Here is a 17,840-nt window from a genome sequence, read left to right as displayed (position 1 = left end):
CCGGCCGTGGCTGTGGACCCGCCGCCTCCTGTGTCGGCTCCCTTTCGAGAGGGCTTCAGCGAACGTCGGGCACGCTCCGAGAACTTCGACACCGTCCGGCGTTCCGGCCGCCCGGTGCCGTCCGACCCCGAGAAGGGGCGGGGCGGCACGCCCCGGTGGCGGCGGTGGTGCGTTTCAGCCGAGTACCGGACCAGGGGGAGAACCGTCATGACCCACCGTCCCTCATCGTCGCCGTGGACCCGTACCGGCGGTGCGCTGCTCGCCGCGGCGCTGATGGTCCCGGCGGCCGCCGTCGCCTGGTTCCTGTTCGCCGTGATGCTTCCGCACGACGCCGAGCGGCACCGCTCGTACACGGCCGCCGTCCCCTGTCCGGCTGCGAGCCCGAGCAGGCCGGGCGAGGAGTGCGTGCGCGCCGTGACGTTCACGGTGAGCAGCACGGTCGTCTGGCACGGGGGCCGGGGCGCCGAGTTCCGGGCGACGCTGGACGGCACCCCGTTCTGGCTCGGCGAGGTGCTGTTCGGCAACGCCGGACCGGTTCTGGAAGACCTGGAGCCCGGCGACCGGGTGGACGGCACGGTGTGGCACGGCCAGGTGATGCGCGTGCAGCGGGACGGCGAGACGCAGGCGACCGTTGACGAGCCCCGTGACGAGTTGCAGTTCACCGCCGGGCTGGGCACCTTCGCCGCCCTGCTGGCAGTATTCGCCGCCACCCTCGGCGTGCTGCAGTTCATCGGCCGCCCCGGCACCGTCGCGCTCGCCCGATGGATCGCCTTCACCACGTTCCTCGCCTGCGCCGCTCCGGCGGTGCTGGCGTTCTTGACGGGCTTGCCGTGGTGGACGGTGCCGGCCGCGGCCGTCCCGACGGCGCTGTTCGCGGCGGAGGCGGCGCGGCGGCTGAGCGCAGCGCAGGCTCCGGGAGGACCTCGGGGCGTCGTGGACGACCGGTCGCCCGCTTGATATTGGGCGCGGGCTCAGGGCAGAGCCCGTCTGCCTTCCAGTGCCGGGCGCGTCCGGTGGTGTCGTGGCGGGTGTGCCGATCGGGTGCCGCGCGCTCGTGGATCGTCTTGTGCGGCTGCCCAAGCTGTGCGGCCCGGGTGTGCGTCGTCACGGGGTCAAGGCATTGCGCCTCGGCATCGTCGGGGGGCAGGCGTTGGAGCGCTTCTTCGTCGTGTCGGAGTCGCGGGGCCTGGTCCGCCATGGGTGGGGAGCGGCGGTCGGCGCGCGCCTGGCGGAACCGTTCGAGGCGGTGCGGGTGCTGCTGGTGCGGCGCAACTGGCTTGGTGGGGAGAGGACATGAGCAGCCGTGAGGGCGACCGGGTCGGGTCGGGCTTGGGGCGGCGTCGGTGATCGAGCGGGCGCAAGACCTCGGTGGTCGGCCGAGCAGGGCCGACACCGACGACTACGGGCCGGTGCTCGGGGTGCTGGAGGACTGGCTCGGCGCCCGGGGCGTGCTGCATCGGCGGGGAGGAGCAGCGCGCGTCCATGTGCCTCGGGGTTGTGGGTTCGGGAACCGAGGGCGGGTGGGGTGCGTCGCGTGACCCGGGACGATCATCATTTTGAGGAGGCGGCGTGGGGTCGGTGGAGGGCAGTCGGGCTCGTGGCTGTGGTTGGGCTTCGGCGTGGGTTCTGGCGGCGTTGGTCCTCGCGACGGCGGGTGTCGTCTGCGGCAATGCCTGGGTGGACGAGGCGTGGCACTGGTGTCTGACCCAGGATCACGAACCGGATCCCACACTGGCGGCGGCCACCCGTTCCGCCTGGGTCGTCATGCTCGTCGTACTGCTGGTGTGCGGCGCGGTGCTCTCCCGTCTGCCACGCAGCCGGTGGTACCTGCTGCCGGTGATGTGCATCGTCGCTGTGGTGTTGGTCTGGTTGTACGTGACCGGGATGGGATCCCCTGCGCCGTTGCGGCCCGGGGATCCCGAGGAGGCCGCGTGCTGGACCATGCCGACGTTTCCCTTCCTCGGTTGAGCCGCCGCGGGAGAGCTCTGGTGGGGGCGGTTCTTGCGGGGTGTGTTGGTGTCAGTGGGCGGGTTGATCGATGTGGTGGAGGTGGGTTCGGAGGGTGGCGAGGGCGCGCATGCTCTGGGTTTTGACGACGGAGTTGGTGACGCCGAGTATGTCGGCGGTCGCTTCGATGGTGTGGTCCTCCCAGTAGCGGAGGAGGACGATGGCGCGGTCTCTGGGGGTGAGTTGGGCGAGGGCGTCGATGAGGGTGAGTCGGGTGTCGGTGGTGGTGGTGTGGTGGGGGGTGTCGGGGGTGTGGTCGGGGATGCGGTCGGTCGTCACCTCGGTGGTGCTGCGCAGGCGTTTGTGGTCGAGGAGGGTGTTGAGGAGGGTCTTGCGTGCGTAGGCGAACGGGTCGTGGTCGCGGCGGGTGATGCGGGGCCAGGCGAGGTACAGCTTGGTGAGGGTGGTCTGGGTGAGGTCCTGCGCGAGGTGCCAGTCGCGGCACATCAGGTAGGCGATCTGGCGGAGCCTGGGGGCTGCGGCCTGCGCGAACGCGGTGAACTCTGCTTCTTTGCGCACGGGTGGTGCCCCCTGGTGGTGTGTGGGGTGAGTGCCGGGTGGGGTGTGCGGCCCCGGGGGTCCCGGGGCCGCGATCGGGTGGGATCAGTCGAACAGGGTCAGTCGATCGGGGGGAGTGCGGGGAAGCGGGCGGCGGCCGCAGCGCCCTGGGCAGGGGTCATCATGGTGTGGAAGGCCGGGTTGGCGGCGAGTTCGGCGGCGGCCTCCTCGGTGAGGGGGAGGACTCCCGGCAGGTTGGCCGTGCCGTTCCAGGCCAGGCAGGTGGCCATCTGCACGGTGACGGCGGTGCTGTCGGCGTGGCGGACGGTGACCACGGTGTTCTGGATGCAGTTGTCGTTCACGTGGGTGGTGCGGACCTGCTGGCCGTACTTGTCGCGGTGGCAGCCGTCGTCGGTGGAGCACTTGGCGTCGGGGGACGCGGTGCCGACGAACACCCGCATCATGCCGAGGCCCTGCGGGGTCTGGATGTTGACCTGGGCGACGGGGACGTCGGCGGCGTACTTGCCGTGCGCGTCGGTCGCGCCGTTGGCGGCGTAACCGCTGGTCTGCAGACCGGCGGGGAGTGCGTCGAGGACCGTCGCGAGGACGGCCGCGCCGCTCACCCGGACCAGGGCGCCGGACGCCGTGGGCGACGGGGTCGGGCCGGCGGGGGCGGCGAGGGCGGGTGTGCCGCCGGCCGCCGGGCCGACGGCGGTGGTGCCGCCGGCGGTGCCGGGCAGGTGGCCGGCGGCCAGGACGACGGCGGCCGCCAGGGCCAATGCCGATCCGCCGACCTGTCCGATGGTCCGTGCCCGGCGCGCGCGGCGGCCCTTCCTGGTGGCTTCCGCCACGATGTCGCCCAGGGGCGGCGGTGTCAGTGCGGACAGTTCGTCGCTCAGGTCCAAGCGGAAGTCCTTCATCCCTGACTCTCCTTCTGTCGTTCTCTGCGCACGCCGGCCATGCGGACCCGCTCGAACGCGGCTCTGACCTCTACACGGGTGCAGGGGCGCGTGGGGTCACAGGAAGAAGCCGCTGTTATCCGACCGTGACCTCATCGCTGTCGGTGACGACGCCCCGGCCCGGCCGCCGGCGCATCCTCAGCGACCGGCGTCCCGGCTCCGGCGGCTTCTCACCGATGCGCCCCGGGCGGGCTCCCGCACGGTCGGCGGGGCGGCGCGCGTCACCGACGTCTCCGACAGCGCTCGGCCGACGGTGATCCGGGGCGGGGCGCGTGGTCCGCTGCCAGGGTCGGGCGGTGGTGGTCATCGACCTGCGCACTGACTGCCCGGCGTGTGGGGGTGTCGCGTGGGACGAAGTGGCCGGCGGCAGTAGACCGCGTGCGGGTGCGGAGTGAAGCTGTCGCGGGTTCTGGTGCGGTTGTTCGACGAGGATCTGACGGTGCCTGAGGTCCGGGAGGCTCTCGGCGGTCTCTGGCCGGTGCGGCACCGGACCTCCGTCTGCGGGGCGGCGCCCTCTTGTCGACGCGCCCGACATCGTCCGGCCGTCGGTGATCCGGGTCGGGGCGCACTGTGCGCTGGCGTGGCGCGGCCGCGGGGCCGGGCAGGTGTCGGCTGTGGGTTCGGGCGGTGGCGATCACGCCCGTGCACCGCCTGCCCGGTGTCCGACGTCCTGCCCGGTGCGTGGGGGATGTGAGGCGAGGTGTCGGCGTTGGAGGTGCCGGTGGGTGTGCGTCGGTGTTCGCGGGTGCTGGCTGTGGGGTGGAATGTCGTGATGGTGTGGGGAGTTGACGGTGCAGCGGTGTCGGAAGTTCGTGGTGTGGGGAAGGCGGTGGCGCGGGGTGGTGCGTGCGGTGTGGAACGGTGTGGTGGTGGCCGAGTCCGGGGAGACGGTCGTGGTGGAGGGCAATCACTACTTTCCGCCGGGGTCGTTGAACCGGGAGTTCTTCGTCCCGAGCGACACGACGACGGTCTGTCCGTGGAAGGGCGTCGCCCGTTATTGGACGGTCTCGGTGGGCGGTGTCGAGAACCGGGATGCGGCTTGGTTCTATCCGGAGCCGAAGCCAGAGGCCGAGCAGGTGCGTGACCGGGTCGCGTTCTGGCGCGGGGTGGACGTCGTCGCATCCGAGTAGCGGCGCTGCGGACCGGGCGGCCGGTGGTTCGGCGCCTCCGGGCGCCCGGGTTCGGTGGGCCGGGGGGACGTGCTGCTGCTCCGGCGCGTCCGCCTGTCGGGGCTGCGGGGGCTGCGGGGGCTGCGGGGGCTGCGGCGGGCCGGGGGTGTCGGGGTGCACCACGCCCGGTGGGGCGTGGTGCTGTGGCGGCCGAGTCCTCAATCGGCCGCGGGTGGGTGTCCGTGTGGTCCTGCCGTTCGGGGGTGTGGCGGGGTCAGCGCAGGACTTTGCACCAGAAACCGTTGACTTCTGTGGCGTCTTCGTAGCCGTAGGAGCCGTAGAGGTTGCCTCCGGCGGGCTCTAGGGCTCGGATCGGGCGGCCTCGTCCGTCTGTTTTGCGGTAGGTCACGACGAAGGAGGTGAGCATCGGGTAGTCCTGGAGGAACTGCCTGAGGAGGGCCCGGCAGGAGTGGCAGGGGCCTTTGTCGGAGTGGAGTGTGATGGTGCCTCCGGTGACCTGGGCCAGGATTTCGGTCAGGTACTGGTCTTCGTCGCAGCCGAGTCGTTCGAAGATGGCGTTGGCGAGGAGGTTGACGGTCTGCTTCTCCGGGTCGTTGGCGTGCCGGTACTGGCCTGCGAAGGTGCTGCCTTTGGGTTCGGGCTGTCCGTGGTAGTAGGAGCTGTCGTCCATGGTGGTGCCGGACAGGCGCTTGAGTTGTCCCTTGAGGTCGGGTCCGGCGGTGAAGGAGATCTGGTAGTCCAGGGTTGCCTGGTTGTCGGAAGGCACTGCCGTGGTCACGTGTACTCCGTCCGCGGGTGGAATCGAGGCCGGGGACACCGTGGCATGCGTGGATACATGCGTGATAAACGGAAGTTGGGGTGCCGCGCTGTGCGCGGGTGAGGCGTCGAGGATGCCCGGATGCCGGCCCCTCCGGGGGCGTGGGGCGAGCGATCTGGCTCGGTCGGCGTCGCCCGTGCCGCCGGATCGGCCGGTGTCGCGTCATGGCGGTCGGCGGCGAGGATGCCTTCCGCGAGGACGGGGCCGTGGTCGAGGGCGTGTCGCGTGAGTGGGCTCGTCGGTGCGATGTTCCTCCGGTCCGTGACGTCCCCCCGCGGTGCCTCGCGCCCGTGTCGGCGTACGGCCTTGACTCCCCACCCACATACACGTGAACGTCCCTGGTTGTCGGACCAGTTCGGGCGTCTTTTGTACACCCCGCCGAAGTGCGCGAACGCCCTGCGGTGTCGACGCATCGGTCGCGTCGCCCGCCCTCCCGGCCGGGAGCGTGCGGATCAGGTGCTGCCGGTGCTGGGGAACGGGGTCAGGTGGTGGTCGCAGGCCCTGTGGCCGTGTGGCCCGCCGAGCGTGCGGCGTTCGGGGCTGCGCTGCGAGCGGATGGACGGGACGGCGTCGACTTCGGCTGCCGGACCCGCGACCGGGCGGCCTCGGGGGCGGGTCGTACGGCGGCCCCTGCCGCGGGCGTCGGTGCGTCGGTGTCGGGTCGGCGTGCCCGGAGGTCCTCGGTCAGCCGATGAGGAGCGAGTAGTCGACGGTGCTGCGGCCGGTGAAGCCGCCTCCCCCGCCGACCGTGGGAATCACAGCCTGGCCGGCAAGGGGGGTGCCGGCTGTGAAGCCGTTTCCGGTGCAGCTGGTGATGTTGATGCTGAAGGTTTGGTTGGCGCCGTTGCAGGTGAGGACGGTGACCACGCCTTCGCCGGCGGCTGCGAGGTTGCCGGGTTGGACCTGGTCGAGGGTGATGATCGTCGAGGTCGGGGTGGGTGTGCCGGTGGCGCAGTTGTAGTAGCCGGTGCGGGTGACGGTGCCGTTGCCCGGGAAGGTCGCGGACGGGTCGAGGTGCACGTAGACGCCGCCGGTGACGGTGTCGGCGGTGTCGACGACCGTCACGGGGCCGTCGGTCAGGCCGGCGACCACGGTGATTTCCTGGGTGCCGCTCATGCCGACCTGAGTGGCGGTCACGGTCTGCGTCTTGTTCACGTTCGCGGTGCCGCACGGGACGGCGACCTCGGCGGACGCGTCGTTGCCGTGCTGGTCGAACTCGACGCGCAGCGCGGCGTTTCCGCCCGGGGCGGCGGTGTCGGTGCAGGTGTAGAGGATGTTGGCGGACACGGTGCCGACGCCGACGGTGACACTGCTCGGCATGATGCTGACCGACAGCCCGCCGGTGACGACGGCGGCCCTCGGGCTGGCCGAGGCGGATGGCGCCCGGTTCATCACGTACACCCCGAGCCCGGTCAGCAGGAGTGCGACGGCGGTCAGGGCGACGAGGAGCCTCTTCGGGGCGGGGAGCGGACGGATTCCGGGCATCGTTGGATCACCTTTCGGCGACTGGAGGGGGAGGTTTGTGCCTCCAAGACACCTCCGACCGGTGCCGTCGGCAAGTTGTGCTGGTGCGTCGGGAGGAGGCCATGGCGGGTGGCCCGGCCGCGCAGGAGCTGACCGTTCATCACGGCGACGATCGCCCTGGTCTGTGCGTCCGGTCCGGGCGCACAGGGACTGACCGAGGGGCAGCGGAGCGATTGACAGGGGACCATCTCGTCGCCCTCGCCCTCGCCCTCGCCCTCGCCCTCGCCCTCGTCCGCGCCGACGCGAGGTTCGAGAATGGCGTCCTGGTCGAGCGCGTGGAGGCTGCCGTTGCCTGATCACGCGTCCGAGGGTGTCCCCAGGTACGGCGTGTCGAGGAGGGTGAGGGGGATCGGGCGTCTGCTCCGGTCCCCGAGGCGCACCAGAGGGACCGTCCAGCCACCCCCCCTGCGGGCCGGGGGACGAGTGCGTGGTCGTCGGGCTGCTGGGGGCATGGCCGCCTGCCGTCGGCTCGGATCGGGCTGCGGGCGGGGCTCTATGTTGCTCGGCCGTCGTGTCGGGGTCGGGTGGGTGCGGGTGCTGTTGCGGTGGCGGGTTTCCGTGCTCGGGCTGGGCGGTATCGGCCAGTTCGTCCTGGTGGGATGCAGGTGCCGGTGGATCTGCTGTGGTTGGAAGACCCTGTGCGGAGAGGAGGTGGCGGGGTGTGCCCCGGGGGGCCGGGGCACACCTGCGGGAGTCCAGCGTCAGCAGGCCACCACGGTGGAGACGGTGGCGGTCGAGGTGGGCCAGCCGGGCTGGGCCACCGAGAAGGTGGTGCTGACGGTGGCGCCGCACGGGGCGCTGGAGAAGACGCTGCCGACCTGGTTCGCGCCGGCCTGGACGATGATGGACGGGTGGACGGGTGCGAGGGGGGCGCTGCCGACGACCGTGCCGGAGACGGTGAAGCCGAGGGGCCGGGGCTGCCAGGACGGGTCGTCGGGCGTGGCCACCCCGTAGAAGCGGACCTGGTTGCCGGTCACCTCGACGCAGGCCCGGGTCAGCAGCGGGCCGGGCGCGCCAGGGGTGCCGCAGGTCACGACCGCGCCGACCGGTCCGGCCGGTCCGGTCGGCGCGGCGGCGGCTCCCTGGACGGTGGCCAGGGTGGTTATGGCCGCGGCGGTGGCGACGGCGATGACGGTGGTCTTCATGGGTGTCTCTCCTCGGGTGGCAGGGATAGGACGATGGGCGGAATGTGAAATGTCACATTCCGCTGGCATCAGCATGGCAGTTCCCCGCACCCCGGGGAGCGGCATCCGGGAAGAAGGCGGTCTTCCGCGGGTATCGGCCACCGAATGACCGGAATGGCCTGTCGGTGATCGCACAAACCCCTGGCCCGGCCCGCCGGGGCGGCCGAACCCCCCACCGGGAAAGCAGAGTTCGGCACCGACGGGCGCGGGGTACGTGACCCTCTCGCACCCGTACCGCAGCCGGAGCGGGCGCCGGTGATGGCGGCGGTAGCCGATGCCGGGGCGGCCGCCGCCTGTGCCGGGAGGTCGATGCGGGCACCGGCCTGACCTTCCCCGACACCGGCGGCGTCGTGACCCGGCGAAACGAGCGCAACGTCCGTGTCCCTGCCGGCGTCCGCGAAGGACAGCGCCTGTGGCTGCCCGGCCTGGGCGGCCGGGGCTGCAAGGGAGACCTGCCCGGTGGCGTCTGCGTCACGGTGCGCGTCGAGCTCTGGCCGTTCGGCCGACTGGCGCCTCGGCCCCTCGATCCCGCCACGTTGTCGGTGGCCCGGATGTCCTGTTCCTCTCGCGGGGACGGGGCGGCAACCACAACGACGTCGCGGTTGGCAGCCGACCGGACGGGTGAGCGTGGCGTGCTGCGCCCCTGTACTCGTGGCGGGCGCCCGGCGGCGCTGGATCCGCGGTTCTGCGGGGGCTCCTTCCCCGTACCCCACCAGCTCTGTGTGGGCTGGACATGCGCTGCCGCCTGATTCGTTTCCGGCAGGCGAGCGGGGTCCGAGGGCTTCTGGAGGCTGTTCGAGTGCTCGGGCTGTGGCATCTGAGATCGGCTCGGCCGCCGAGGCCCGCGTCTGGAGCGGTGCGCACCCGGCACTCGTCGGTGGTGAGTGCGCGAGCGCCGGGCGAATGCCTGCTGCGACCCTGGCGTGGACGGCTGGCCGGGCTTGCGGTTGACGTTGCGGCAGCTTCTACGGTTGTGAGCAGGGCCGGAACGACCGGCCCGGCGAGGCGAAGGCACGGAACGAGGACGATGGACCTGTCGATCGCGGAGGTGGCCCGGTTGTCGGGCGTGACCGCCCGGACGCTGCGGCACTACGACGAGATCGGCCTGCTGCCGCCGGCCCGGATCGCCGCCAACGGGCACCGGCACTACGGGGAGACGCAGCTTCTGATGCTGCAACAGATCCTGGTGCTGCGGGCCCTCGGCGTCGGCCTCCCGGAGATCGGCCGGATCCTCTCCGAGCAGGTGGACGAGGTGGAAGCCCTGCGCGGCCACCACCGCCGTCTCCTCGCCGAACGGGACCGGCTGGACACCCTGGCCGCCACCGTCGCCCGCACCCTCGCCGATCTGGAACGATCCCGAAAGGACGGCCAGCCCATGACCATCAACCGCCCGGAGAACCTCTTCGAGGGCGTCCAGCCCGACCAGTACGAGGAAGGCCTCCGGAACTTCCCCGAGCTCGCCGAGGCGACCGACCGCCGCAGCGCGACGATGGACGCCGCCGAGCTCGGGGCGGGCCAGCGCGAGCGAACGGCCGGGATGATCCGCCTCGCGGAGCTGCTGGCGGCCGGCGTCCCGGCTTCGGCCGACTCCGTTCAGGCCGAGATCGACGCCCAGTACCGCTCGCTCGCCGAACTGCATCCCGTCACGCCCGACGAGTTCCGCGCCATGGGCCTCGGCTGCGTCCAGAACCCGTCCTGGCGCGCCGCCTACGAGGCCGTTACTCCCGGCCTGGCGGAGTACCAGCACACCGCGATCGAGTACTACGCCACCACCCGCCTGGCCTGACCCGGCCCGCTCCTCCGCTTCCTGTCGGATCCGTCACCGCGGTCACGCGCGTCATCCGGCTCCGCCGGTGATCGCCGGGGCACTGCCCAGTGGTGCTTTGTCGGGTGGGGGTGGTTTTGGCCTGGGTGTCGGGTGGTGGCGGGTCGGGCGTGTGCCGTTCCGGGTTGTCAGGAGTTGTTGGAGGGCTCTGACGGCCTGGTGGAGGGTCATGTGCCGAGCGGGCGCTTTTGGGCGGCTCCGGACCAGGGCCGCGGGGAGGTGAGCGGCGGTGGCGGGGGTGACGTGGCGGTGCCGTCCGGTCCAGGAGCGGCCTTCGACGTGGTCCGGGCCCAGGGCGGTCTTCAGCTCGCGGTGGTCGTGCTCGATCCGCCGGCGGATCTCGGCCGGGCGGACCGGTTCCCTGATCGGGGTGTCGGCGGGTTGGTTGGAGGCCCGGTGGTGGGACGGCTCGGCCATGTGGGCGGGCCACTGGGCCGGCGGCCGACGGCCGGCGCGCGGGCGGGGTGCCGTCTTCCTCAAGCCGCGGGCGGCGTCCGGCCGGACGGACCCGTAGAGCGACGTGGTCGCCGGTGAGGTGGTTGCGTGGGCCGCGTCGCCAGGTGGCCGTGCGGGCCGCTGTCCGGCCGGCGGCCCGTACGTGCTCTGCCGGTGGGAGGGGCCGGGTGCGGTAGCGGGGTTCGGGTCCGGGGCGGAGTCCGCCGTGGGCGGGCCGGTGGGTGACCGCGTCCGGCGGGTGCGCGGTTGCTCTTGACCTGGACGATCCACCGCAGGCCGTGCTCGTCCGAGGCGGCGCGGAGGCGGGCGTTGTCGTGCGACCACGACCGGCGGCGCGGTTCCCCGGGCGGCGAGTTCGTCGAGCGTCTCCACCGCGAGGCGCCGCTTCGGGCGGTGACCCTCGTCGGCGGGGATGCTGCAGCGTTCCCGCCGACGCCCGCCATGGGCGGCGGCAGCCGGGTCCGCGGCGTGCTCCGGATCCCAGGCGGCGGGCAGGAACAGCCGTCGGTCGAGCGGACAGGAAGCCCGGTCGGTCACTGCGTGGACGCTCACCCCGGCCTGGCAGTTCCCGGCCTTGCCGAGCGTCCCGGAGTATTGGCGGTCGACCCCGGGCGAGGCGCTGCCGTCCTTCGGGAACCCCGGGTCGTCGATCACCCGGGCCTGCGGCGCCAGCGCCTACACGGCACGGCGGGCGATGCGGGCGCGGACGTCGTCCAGTGACCGGGTCGAGGCGGTGATCAACTGCTGCAGGCGCTGGTGGTCGATGCCGAGGCGCCCGGCCATCGGCTGCATCGACTTGCGCCGCCCGTCCAGCAACAGGCCGCGCAGGTGGCTCAAGCCCTTGTCCTGCCGGTTCGAGCGCGGCAGCGGAGAGAACACCTCCGCCGCGAAAGCCTCCAACTCATCACGCAACACTGCCAGTTCGTCTGGATTCACATCGACGAACCGCCGAGCACCTGACCTGCCCGGAGTCCGCGCAGCACATAACAAAGCACTACTGGAAGCCGTTGTCGTACCGATCTTGGTGAGCATGGGTTCGAACGCGGCGGCTCGGTCGGGCGATCCTCGGTCTGTCCGTGTATGAGGACAGGGCCCCTGGTGCAGGTCGGGGTTGTCGAGACCTGGAGCACGCCAGGAGGCCCTACCGGCGGCATCCCGCACCTCCACCGCAGAGGCGACACGACACCTCGTCTCCGCCGCCGAAACACCGCCCTTATGCCTGACCAGCGCAAACGCACCCGTCACTCTCGGAAGGACAGCGGCTTCCAACTGGCCGGGACGGGAATCGTGTCAGGAGTCTGGTCTAGGTTCGGCCTGTGAACCACAGCAGCTCCAAGGCCGGGACGCCCCACGAGCCTGACTTGCCGTCCTACCAGGTGGTCCTGGCGGAGACCGATTGGGGTTCGCTCCAGACGGCTTTCGGGAACGGTGAGTGCCTTCCCGAAGTCCTGGCACGGTTGCTGGAGCCTGATTCCACGGTGCAGGTCACCGCTTTGTCGGAACTGAGTGAGTTGGTCGGCCACCAGAACAGCATCTACGAAGCCACCGTCCCCGTCGCCGTGTATATCGCGGGCATCCTCGCCCACCCGGCGGCCATGACCCGCCGGCCGTATCGCAGCGTCCCCATCCGCGCGACATTGTTGAACTGGCTGGTTTCCACGGCTTACGACGCCTCCGACGAGATTGTCGACCGCACCGAGCATTACTTCCCTGGCTTCCTCACCCACGGCACCACGCTGGCGGCCTTCCGCGACCTGCGCCCGATGCTCTATCGAGCCGTCGCACCCTTCCTGCAGGACAGTCACGAGGACGTGCGCGAAGCCGCCGGCCTCGCCGCGCTCATCCTCGCCGAACACCCCGCGCTTGCCCAGCGCCGCGATCACCTCGCCGTGCACGCGCGCCGCATCCTGGACACCAGCAGCGACGACCCTTCCCGGCGCATTGCCTGGAAGGCCCTCGAATCATGGGGCCACGACGTCACTGACATTGAACCTTTCCAGGAGGAGCCCTGGGACTGCGGGCCACACAGCGATGGCCGCGGCGATCTCGAACCTCCCTTCTGACCGATAGGCGAACGACCCACCGGCCCAAGGGTGCGCGGCCGGCCGAGTATTCCGGAAGGAAAAGCGGTCGTGCCACATCCATGCCAGATCGAGCGCGGAGCCACTGGAAACGAGGGGCTCAGCGAGTCCTGGGCCGTCGATCAGCTCTCCCAGCATTCGTTTAGAAGCCGTTGTCGTACCGAGCTGGTGAGCATGGGTTCGAATGCGGTGGCTCGGTCGGGCGATCTTCGGTCTGTCCGCGTATGAAGACAGGGCCTCTGGTGTTGCTCGGGGTCGTTGAGACCTTGAGTACACCAAGGGGCCTTGTTGTCGCTGTTCTGTGCCCTCGCACCGGCTGGCGCCAACTCGGCTTCACCGGAGTGTGATTGCCTCACTCATCGGTTCGGGAATGCCGGCGACCGACCGTAGGGGCGACCGAGGTGTCCGTCCGACATGAGCGATGCGGAGTTGGGCCGTCGTGCGCGACGCGATGCCCGTTCCTGCCTGGCTGGAAGGGCGGGGCGGGCAGCCGGAGGGCTACTGCCACCGTCGGACGGTCGACGCAGTGCTTGGTCGCGGGCGGTATCACCTGGCGGGCGATGCCGGTGGACTTTCCCGAGCGGGATCGTGTCCACGCCTTCTTCCGGCGCCGGCGCGACACCGGCTTGGTCGCCGAGTTCCACGACCGGCTGCGGGACCGGGTCCGCCAGGTCGCCGGCCGGGGCGGGGAGCCGACCGCTGGGCTCATCGACGCGCAGTCGGTTCAGGGGGCGGGCGTGGCGGGTCGGTCCGGGGGTCGGCTTCTCGTTGCTCATGGTGCCGTGGTCGGGCTCGACGAACGCCCGGTGCGTCTCGTGGGCGCTTCCGGTGCTCACATGGGGCAGCAGGCCGTCGCGGACGACTGCCGCGCTGGGGACGTTCCGCTTCTGTTGTGCCTTGCGCCGCAGTGTGTCCTGCCCCCGGGGGCTGTGTTGGCCTGTCTGTGTGTCGGTTTTTCCCGGGCCTGGTGCGTCGGCGGGCCGTCGGTGGTGGGGTCGGAGCTCATTGGCGCGGTGGGTTGGTGGTGTGTTGGTGCCCCGTCGGGAGGGTGTGCCCGACGGGGTTGTGGTGTGCGTGGTGCGTGGTGTGTGTGGTTGTGCTGGGTGCGCCCACCAGGACTTCGCCCCCGGTGCCAAGGGCAACCCCACGACCTCACCGGATCCGAACGCGCCCTGCTGCACCTGCTCGGCAACGGCCACACGGACGAGTCCGCCGGCCGCAAACTGGGCCTGTCCCTGCGCACCGTGCGCCGCATGATGCAGGCCTGATGAACCGCCTGGGCACCGAAAGCCGCTTCCAGGCAGGAGCCCAGGCCGTCCGGCAGGACTGACTGCGCCCCTGAGTCGGCCCGCGCCGACAGCGCGCGGACACCGCACCGCGTACCGCGCGGACATGCCGACGGCCTGCTGTGTCGGCCTGCCGCTGTCCTCGGCGGGCGTCGGGTCCGGCGGGGCGTACGGTCCGGGTGGAGGGGGCGGTGCGGTACGGCCGATCCGGGCCGGGAACTTCCACCGCGCACCGCGCACCATCCACTGCGCACCCGCGCTCGCTCGCGGCCTCGGCTCTTCGTGTCGTCAACGTCCGGGTTCCCAGTGCCAGATGGTGATGCCTGCGCCGTGGGCGACGGGGTGGTAGCCGGCGGTGGGGAGGGATTGCTGGGCGGTGAGGTCGTCGGCGGGGGAGGGGAAGTCGTCGGGGGTGTCGAGGGTGGCGGCCCATTCGGCGGTGGGGCGGAAGAGGGGGTCGCGGTCGTCGGGGGACAGGCGGGTGGAGCCGGCGCCGTCGGGGAAGGTGAGGTAGGGGAAGAGGGAGACGGTGCAGCGGGACGTGAGGTGCGGGGCGAGCCGGTTCGCGGCGGCGACCCTCGCGCCGTCGGGGACGGCGGCGAGGACCCGGTGGGCCGTCAGCGCGTCGGGGCCGGGACCGGACAGGTCCGGTCGCGGGGCGGCCAGCACCGCGACGACGAGCATCGCGGTGGGCGCGAGGCGCAGCGCCCCATGCCTGGGCAGGCGGCGCAGGCCGTCGAGCGCGGCGACGAAGACGACGGGCATCAGTACCGCGCTGTAGTGCCAGCCGGTGCTCCAGTGCGCGGGGTTGGCCGACCAGAAGCGCGCCGCCAGCGGCAGGACGGTCAGCAGGGCGAGCGGCGAGCGCAGCGCCAGCAGCAGGACCGGGGCGAAGAGCGCGGCGAGCGTCCACCACTTGGCGGCGGGGAGCAGTAGCCGGGTCACCGGGTCGCCGCCCCCGAGGGCGGCCGTCGCGCCGTACGCGTAGCCGCCCGTCGGGTTCGCCGCGGGGATCAGCACCAGGACGGTGAGCAGGGTGCCGAGCGCGGCCGCCGCGAGGGCCGCGGCGCCGAGCCCCCGCCGGCGCCCGGCCAGCAGGACGTGGCCGCCGGCGCCGGCCAGCAGCAGGCCCATGTCCTCCTTCACCAGCAGCAGCGGCAGTGCCCACCACACCGCGGCCCGCCACCGCCCGCGGGCCAGCGCGGCCGTCGCGCACGCCACCAGCGGGACGGCCAGCGCGATCTCGTGGAAGTCGAACAGCGAGGCCTGCCACAGGCCCCAGGACAGCCCGTACGCCAGCCCCGCCGCCACGCCCCGGGTCCGCCCCAGCCACCGCACGGCCAGCGCGGTGACGGGCACCGTCGACAGCGCGAACAGCAGAGACTGCGCCGCCAGCAGCGTCTCGGGGCCCGGCCAGAGCCGGTAGAACGGGGCCAGCACGGCCAGCGCAGGGCTGAAATGGTCGCCCAGCTGCACGAACCCGGCGCCCTTCAGCGTCACCACGGGCGGTTCGAGGTACGCGTAGCCGCGCACCGCCTCCTCGAAGATCCCGAGGTCGAAGCCGCTGGTCTGCATCCGCCAGTGCCTCGGCAGCGACAGCGCCGAGTGGAACAGCGCCACCGCGAACGCCGGCAGCCACACCACCGTGAGCGCCGGCAGCCGAGCCGTCACGAACGCCGGTAGTCGAGCTGCCGCGAACGCCGGCAGTTGAATCGCCGCAAAGGCAGACAGCCGAGCCGTCACGAACGCTGGCAGTCGAACCATCGCAAAGGCAGGCAGTCGAGCCGCCGCGAACGTCGGCAGTCGAACCGCCGCAAGGGCGGACAGCCACACCGCCGCGAACGTCGGCGGCACACAGGGACGGATCCGGAAAGGTATTCGCACCCGACCGACGCTAGGAAAGCCCTGCTGAGCCGATTCTGAAAGAACCTGAGGATTTCTTCAGCCCGGAGAAAACCGGCACATCGGGCAGTGGTCCTTTTCGCGCCGCGGAATTGACCTACGCTGGCCCGGTGCGCCTACTCATGGTCGAGGACGAGGAAAGGCTGGCCCGGTCGCTCAGCCAGGGCCTGCGGGCCGAGGGCTACGCGGTGGACGTGGCCGCCGACGGCCCGAGGGGCCTGGAGCTGGCCCGTTCCGCCAGGTACGACCTGCTGGTGCTCGACGTGATGCTGCCCGGCCTGAATGGCTTCCGGATCTGCCGCCAGCTGCGGGCCGAGGAGAACCCTGTGCCGATCCTGATGCTGACCGCGAAGAACGGCGAGTACGACGAGGCCGAGGCACTCGACTGCGGCGCCGACGACTTCCTCGCCAAACCGTTCTCCTTCGTGGTGCTCACCGCCCGGCTGCGCGCCCTGCTGCGCCGCGGCGCGGCGGGCCGGCCCGCCGCGCTGGCCGTCGCCGACCTGCGGATCGACCCGGCGGCCCGCCGCTGCACCGTCGCCGACGGCGAACTGCGGCTCACCGCAAAGGAGTTCGGCGTCCTGGAGAGCCTGCTGCGCCGCCCCGACCAGGCCGTGCCGAAGACCGACATCCTGGACGCCGTCTGGGACTCGGCGTTCCGCGGCGACCTGAACATCGTCGAGGTGTACATCGCCGCGCTGCGCCGCAAACTCCACCGGGCCGGCGCGCACGCCCGGATCGACACCGTCCGCGGCATCGGCTACCGGCTCACCCCCCACGCCCCGTCGCCCGCCGATGCCGGCTGACCGCCCGCGCCAGCAGCCCGCCCCCGTCCCGGGCCGGTGGTCCGTGCTCGTTCCGCGGCGGTGGCCCGCGCTCGGCGTCCGGGCCCGGGCCGCGGGGGCCGCGCTGATCGCGTCCGCGCTGGCGTTCGCCGTCGCCACGCCGCTGGTCGGTCACATCGTGCGGGTCCGCCTCGAGCACGCCGCCCTCGAACAGGGCTGGGCGGCGATCGCGGACCTCGAGGCGAGGGTCCGGGCCGGCGCCGGCGGCGGCGAGTTCCAGAACTATTCGTACGCGGTGCTCGCCCAGGACGGGCGATGGCTGCGCTCCGCCAACCTGGAGGACCCCCGCGACACCGACCCGGCGCTCGGCCTGCCGGCCCTGTCCCCGGACCAGTACAGCACCGACTCGCCGCACAGGCTCGGCACCGACCTCGTCACCGTCCGCTACCCGAACGGCCACGCGCCCCACTACCGGCTGCCCACCGCGGGACCCCGCACCTACCGCTTCCTGCGCAAGCTCACCGAACCGGTGTCCGCCGCCCGCCTCGCCCAGCTCCCCCCGAACGGCCCCCGCGCCGACCCCGCGAACCTGCCCGACCAGCAACTCCTCCTCTACGTGCTGATCGACCCGCTCACCGGCGACGAGACCGCCGCCACCCTCACCCGGGTGCTCGCCTATGACGTGGCCCCCGCCACGTCGCTGTTCGTCGCGCTGATCGCCTGGCTCGCCACCGGCCTCGCACTGCGCCCGGTCGAGTCGATCCGCCGTCAGATGGCCGCGGTGCGCGGCGGCGCGTTCCACGAGCGCGTCCCCGTCCCCCGCGCCCGGGACGGCATCCACCGGCTGGCCCGCACCACCAACGACACCCTGGACCGGCTCCAGCACGCCCTCGACGAGCAGCGCCGCCTGGTCGCCGACGCCTCGCACGAGCTGCGCAGCCCGCTCGCCGCGCTGCGCAGCTCGCTGGAGGTGCCGCTCGCGCACCCGGCGTCCGCCGACTGGCCGACGGTGGTCCGCGGCGCGCTCACCGACGCCGAGCGGCTCCAGGACCTCGCTGACGACCTGCTGCTGCTGGCCCGCGCCGAACGCGACACCGACCGCCCCGCCGACACCGCCGACACCGACGCCGGTGCCGTCGACGCTGTCGACCTGCACGACCTGATCGCCGAACAGCTCGCCGAACGGCACTACGGCGGACGGGAGTTGACGTACGAGAGCGAGCTCGACGACGCGGTGCTGACGGGCCGCGAGACGCTGCCGGCCCGCCTGGTGCGCAACCTGCTGGACAACGCCGCCCGGCACGCGGACGGCCGGGTCGCCGTCACGCTCGCCGTCGCGGACGGCTGGGCGCAGCTGACCGTCGAGGACGACGGCCCGGGCATCCC

At 72.2% G+C, this 17,840-nt stretch carries 15 protein-coding genes and 1 pseudogene; 9 read left to right on the top strand and 7 right to left on the bottom strand.

The features are described from left to right. The first annotated feature begins 207 nt into the window (after positions 1-207). The 3 genes from CG736_RS00100 to CG736_RS00085 all read left to right on the top strand — a co-directional run bounded on the left by CG736_RS00100 (position 208) and on the right by CG736_RS00085 (position 1,968). Complete coding sequence (locus tag CG736_RS00100; protein WP_100584078.1) at positions 208-957, top strand: hypothetical protein; 750 nt, start codon at positions 208-210, stop codon at positions 955-957. A gap of 64 nt (positions 958-1,021) precedes the next feature. Continuing rightward, a complete protein-coding gene (locus CG736_RS00095; RefSeq protein ID WP_157815328.1) occupies positions 1,022-1,297 on the top strand; it encodes a hypothetical protein in 276 nt (91 codons plus the stop codon). A gap of 272 nt (positions 1,298-1,569) precedes the next feature. Continuing rightward, the gene (locus CG736_RS00085; RefSeq protein ID WP_100584076.1) at positions 1,570-1,968 is read left to right on the top strand and encodes a hypothetical protein; all 399 of its coding nucleotides are present in this window, start codon (positions 1,570-1,572) and stop codon (positions 1,966-1,968) included. A gap of 51 nt (positions 1,969-2,019) precedes the next feature. On the opposite strand, the gene CG736_RS00080 is transcribed toward CG736_RS00085, so the two are convergent. Next, on the bottom strand, positions 2,020-2,526 hold the full coding sequence (locus CG736_RS00080) for a SigE family RNA polymerase sigma factor (protein WP_100584075.1): 507 nt from the start codon (positions 2,524-2,526) through the stop codon (positions 2,020-2,022). A gap of 98 nt (positions 2,527-2,624) precedes the next feature. Beyond that, positions 2,625-3,425, bottom strand: coding sequence for a hypothetical protein (locus CG736_RS00075; RefSeq protein ID WP_100584074.1), 801 nt, complete (start codon positions 3,423-3,425; stop codon positions 2,625-2,627). Positions 3,426-4,255: 830 nt separating this feature from the next. Here CG736_RS00075 and CG736_RS00070 point away from each other — a divergent pair. Next, positions 4,256-4,594 (top strand): DUF427 domain-containing protein, encoded by a 339-nt coding sequence (locus CG736_RS00070; RefSeq protein ID WP_232733795.1) that lies wholly within the window; start codon positions 4,256-4,258, stop codon positions 4,592-4,594. Positions 4,595-4,847: 253 nt separating this feature from the next. Here the strand turns inward: CG736_RS00070 and CG736_RS00060 are convergent, their stop codons facing one another. Next, complete coding sequence (locus CG736_RS00060) at positions 4,848-5,372, bottom strand: hypothetical protein (protein ID WP_100584072.1); 525 nt, start codon at positions 5,370-5,372, stop codon at positions 4,848-4,850. Positions 5,373-6,095: 723 nt separating this feature from the next. Next, positions 6,096-6,896, bottom strand: a complete 801-nt coding sequence (locus CG736_RS00055; RefSeq protein ID WP_100584071.1) for a hypothetical protein — start codon at positions 6,894-6,896, stop codon at positions 6,096-6,098. A 212-nt stretch (positions 6,897-7,108) separates the two neighbouring features. Between CG736_RS00055 and CG736_RS38305 the strand changes: the two genes are divergently transcribed. Continuing rightward, positions 7,109-7,231 (top strand): hypothetical protein, encoded by a 123-nt coding sequence (locus CG736_RS38305; RefSeq protein ID WP_255418966.1) that lies wholly within the window; start codon positions 7,109-7,111, stop codon positions 7,229-7,231. A gap of 405 nt (positions 7,232-7,636) precedes the next feature. Here CG736_RS38305 and CG736_RS00045 read toward each other — a convergent pair whose 3' ends face one another. Beyond that, on the bottom strand, positions 7,637-8,080 hold the full coding sequence (locus CG736_RS00045) for a hypothetical protein (RefSeq protein WP_100584069.1): 444 nt from the start codon (positions 8,078-8,080) through the stop codon (positions 7,637-7,639). A 1,066-nt stretch (positions 8,081-9,146) separates the two neighbouring features. Here CG736_RS00045 and CG736_RS00040 point away from each other — a divergent pair. Further along, positions 9,147-9,905, top strand: a complete 759-nt coding sequence (locus CG736_RS00040) for a MerR family transcriptional regulator (protein WP_100584068.1) — start codon at positions 9,147-9,149, stop codon at positions 9,903-9,905. A gap of 51 nt (positions 9,906-9,956) precedes the next feature. Here the strand turns inward: CG736_RS00040 and CG736_RS00035 are convergent. Further along, a pseudogene (locus CG736_RS00035) lies at positions 9,957-11,432 on the bottom strand (IS701 family transposase). 284 nt (positions 11,433-11,716) lie between these two features. Here CG736_RS00035 and CG736_RS00030 point away from each other — a divergent pair. After that, complete coding sequence (locus tag CG736_RS00030; RefSeq protein ID WP_232733703.1) at positions 11,717-12,463, top strand: hypothetical protein; 747 nt, start codon at positions 11,717-11,719, stop codon at positions 12,461-12,463. A 1,592-nt stretch (positions 12,464-14,055) separates the two neighbouring features. Here the strand turns inward: CG736_RS00030 and CG736_RS00015 are convergent. Then, positions 14,056-15,438 carry a DUF2079 domain-containing protein gene (locus CG736_RS00015; RefSeq protein WP_232733702.1) on the bottom strand — a complete coding sequence of 461 codons (1,383 nt, stop codon included), beginning with the start codon at positions 15,436-15,438 and terminating at the stop codon, positions 14,056-14,058. A 341-nt stretch (positions 15,439-15,779) separates the two neighbouring features. Between CG736_RS00015 and CG736_RS00010 the strand changes: the two genes are divergently transcribed. Continuing rightward, positions 15,780-16,475 (top strand): response regulator transcription factor, encoded by a 696-nt coding sequence (locus CG736_RS00010; protein WP_100584065.1) that lies wholly within the window; start codon positions 15,780-15,782, stop codon positions 16,473-16,475. Then, the coding region (locus CG736_RS00005) for a HAMP domain-containing sensor histidine kinase (RefSeq protein WP_157815326.1) at positions 16,465-17,840 on the top strand (1,376 nt) is incomplete at its 3' end. The genes CG736_RS00010 and CG736_RS00005, both read left to right, overlap by 11 nt.

The organism is Kitasatospora sp. CB02891 (assembly GCF_002803145.1).
Lineage (GTDB): Bacteria > Actinomycetota > Actinomycetes > Streptomycetales > Streptomycetaceae > Kitasatospora > Kitasatospora griseola.
Note: the sequence above shows the minus strand (reverse complement) of the source record. Positions and strands in the feature narration are given on the sequence as shown.

Excerpts from the sequence above, each read along its gene's own strand:
- CG736_RS00075 (WP_100584074.1), bottom strand. The coding sequence starts at position 3,425 with ATGAAGGACTTCCGCTTGGACCTGAGCGACGAACTGTCCGCACTGACA.
- CG736_RS00040 (WP_100584068.1), top strand. The coding sequence starts at position 9,147 with ATGGACCTGTCGATCGCGGAGGTGGCCCGGTTGTCGGGCGTGACCGCC.
- CG736_RS00055 (WP_100584071.1), bottom strand. The coding sequence starts at position 6,896 with ATGCCCGGAATCCGTCCGCTCCCCGCCCCGAAGAGGCTCCTCGTCGCC.
- CG736_RS00045 (WP_100584069.1), bottom strand. The coding sequence starts at position 8,080 with ATGAAGACCACCGTCATCGCCGTCGCCACCGCCGCGGCCATAACCACC.
- CG736_RS00100 (WP_100584078.1), top strand. The coding sequence starts at position 208 with ATGACCCACCGTCCCTCATCGTCGCCGTGGACCCGTACCGGCGGTGCG.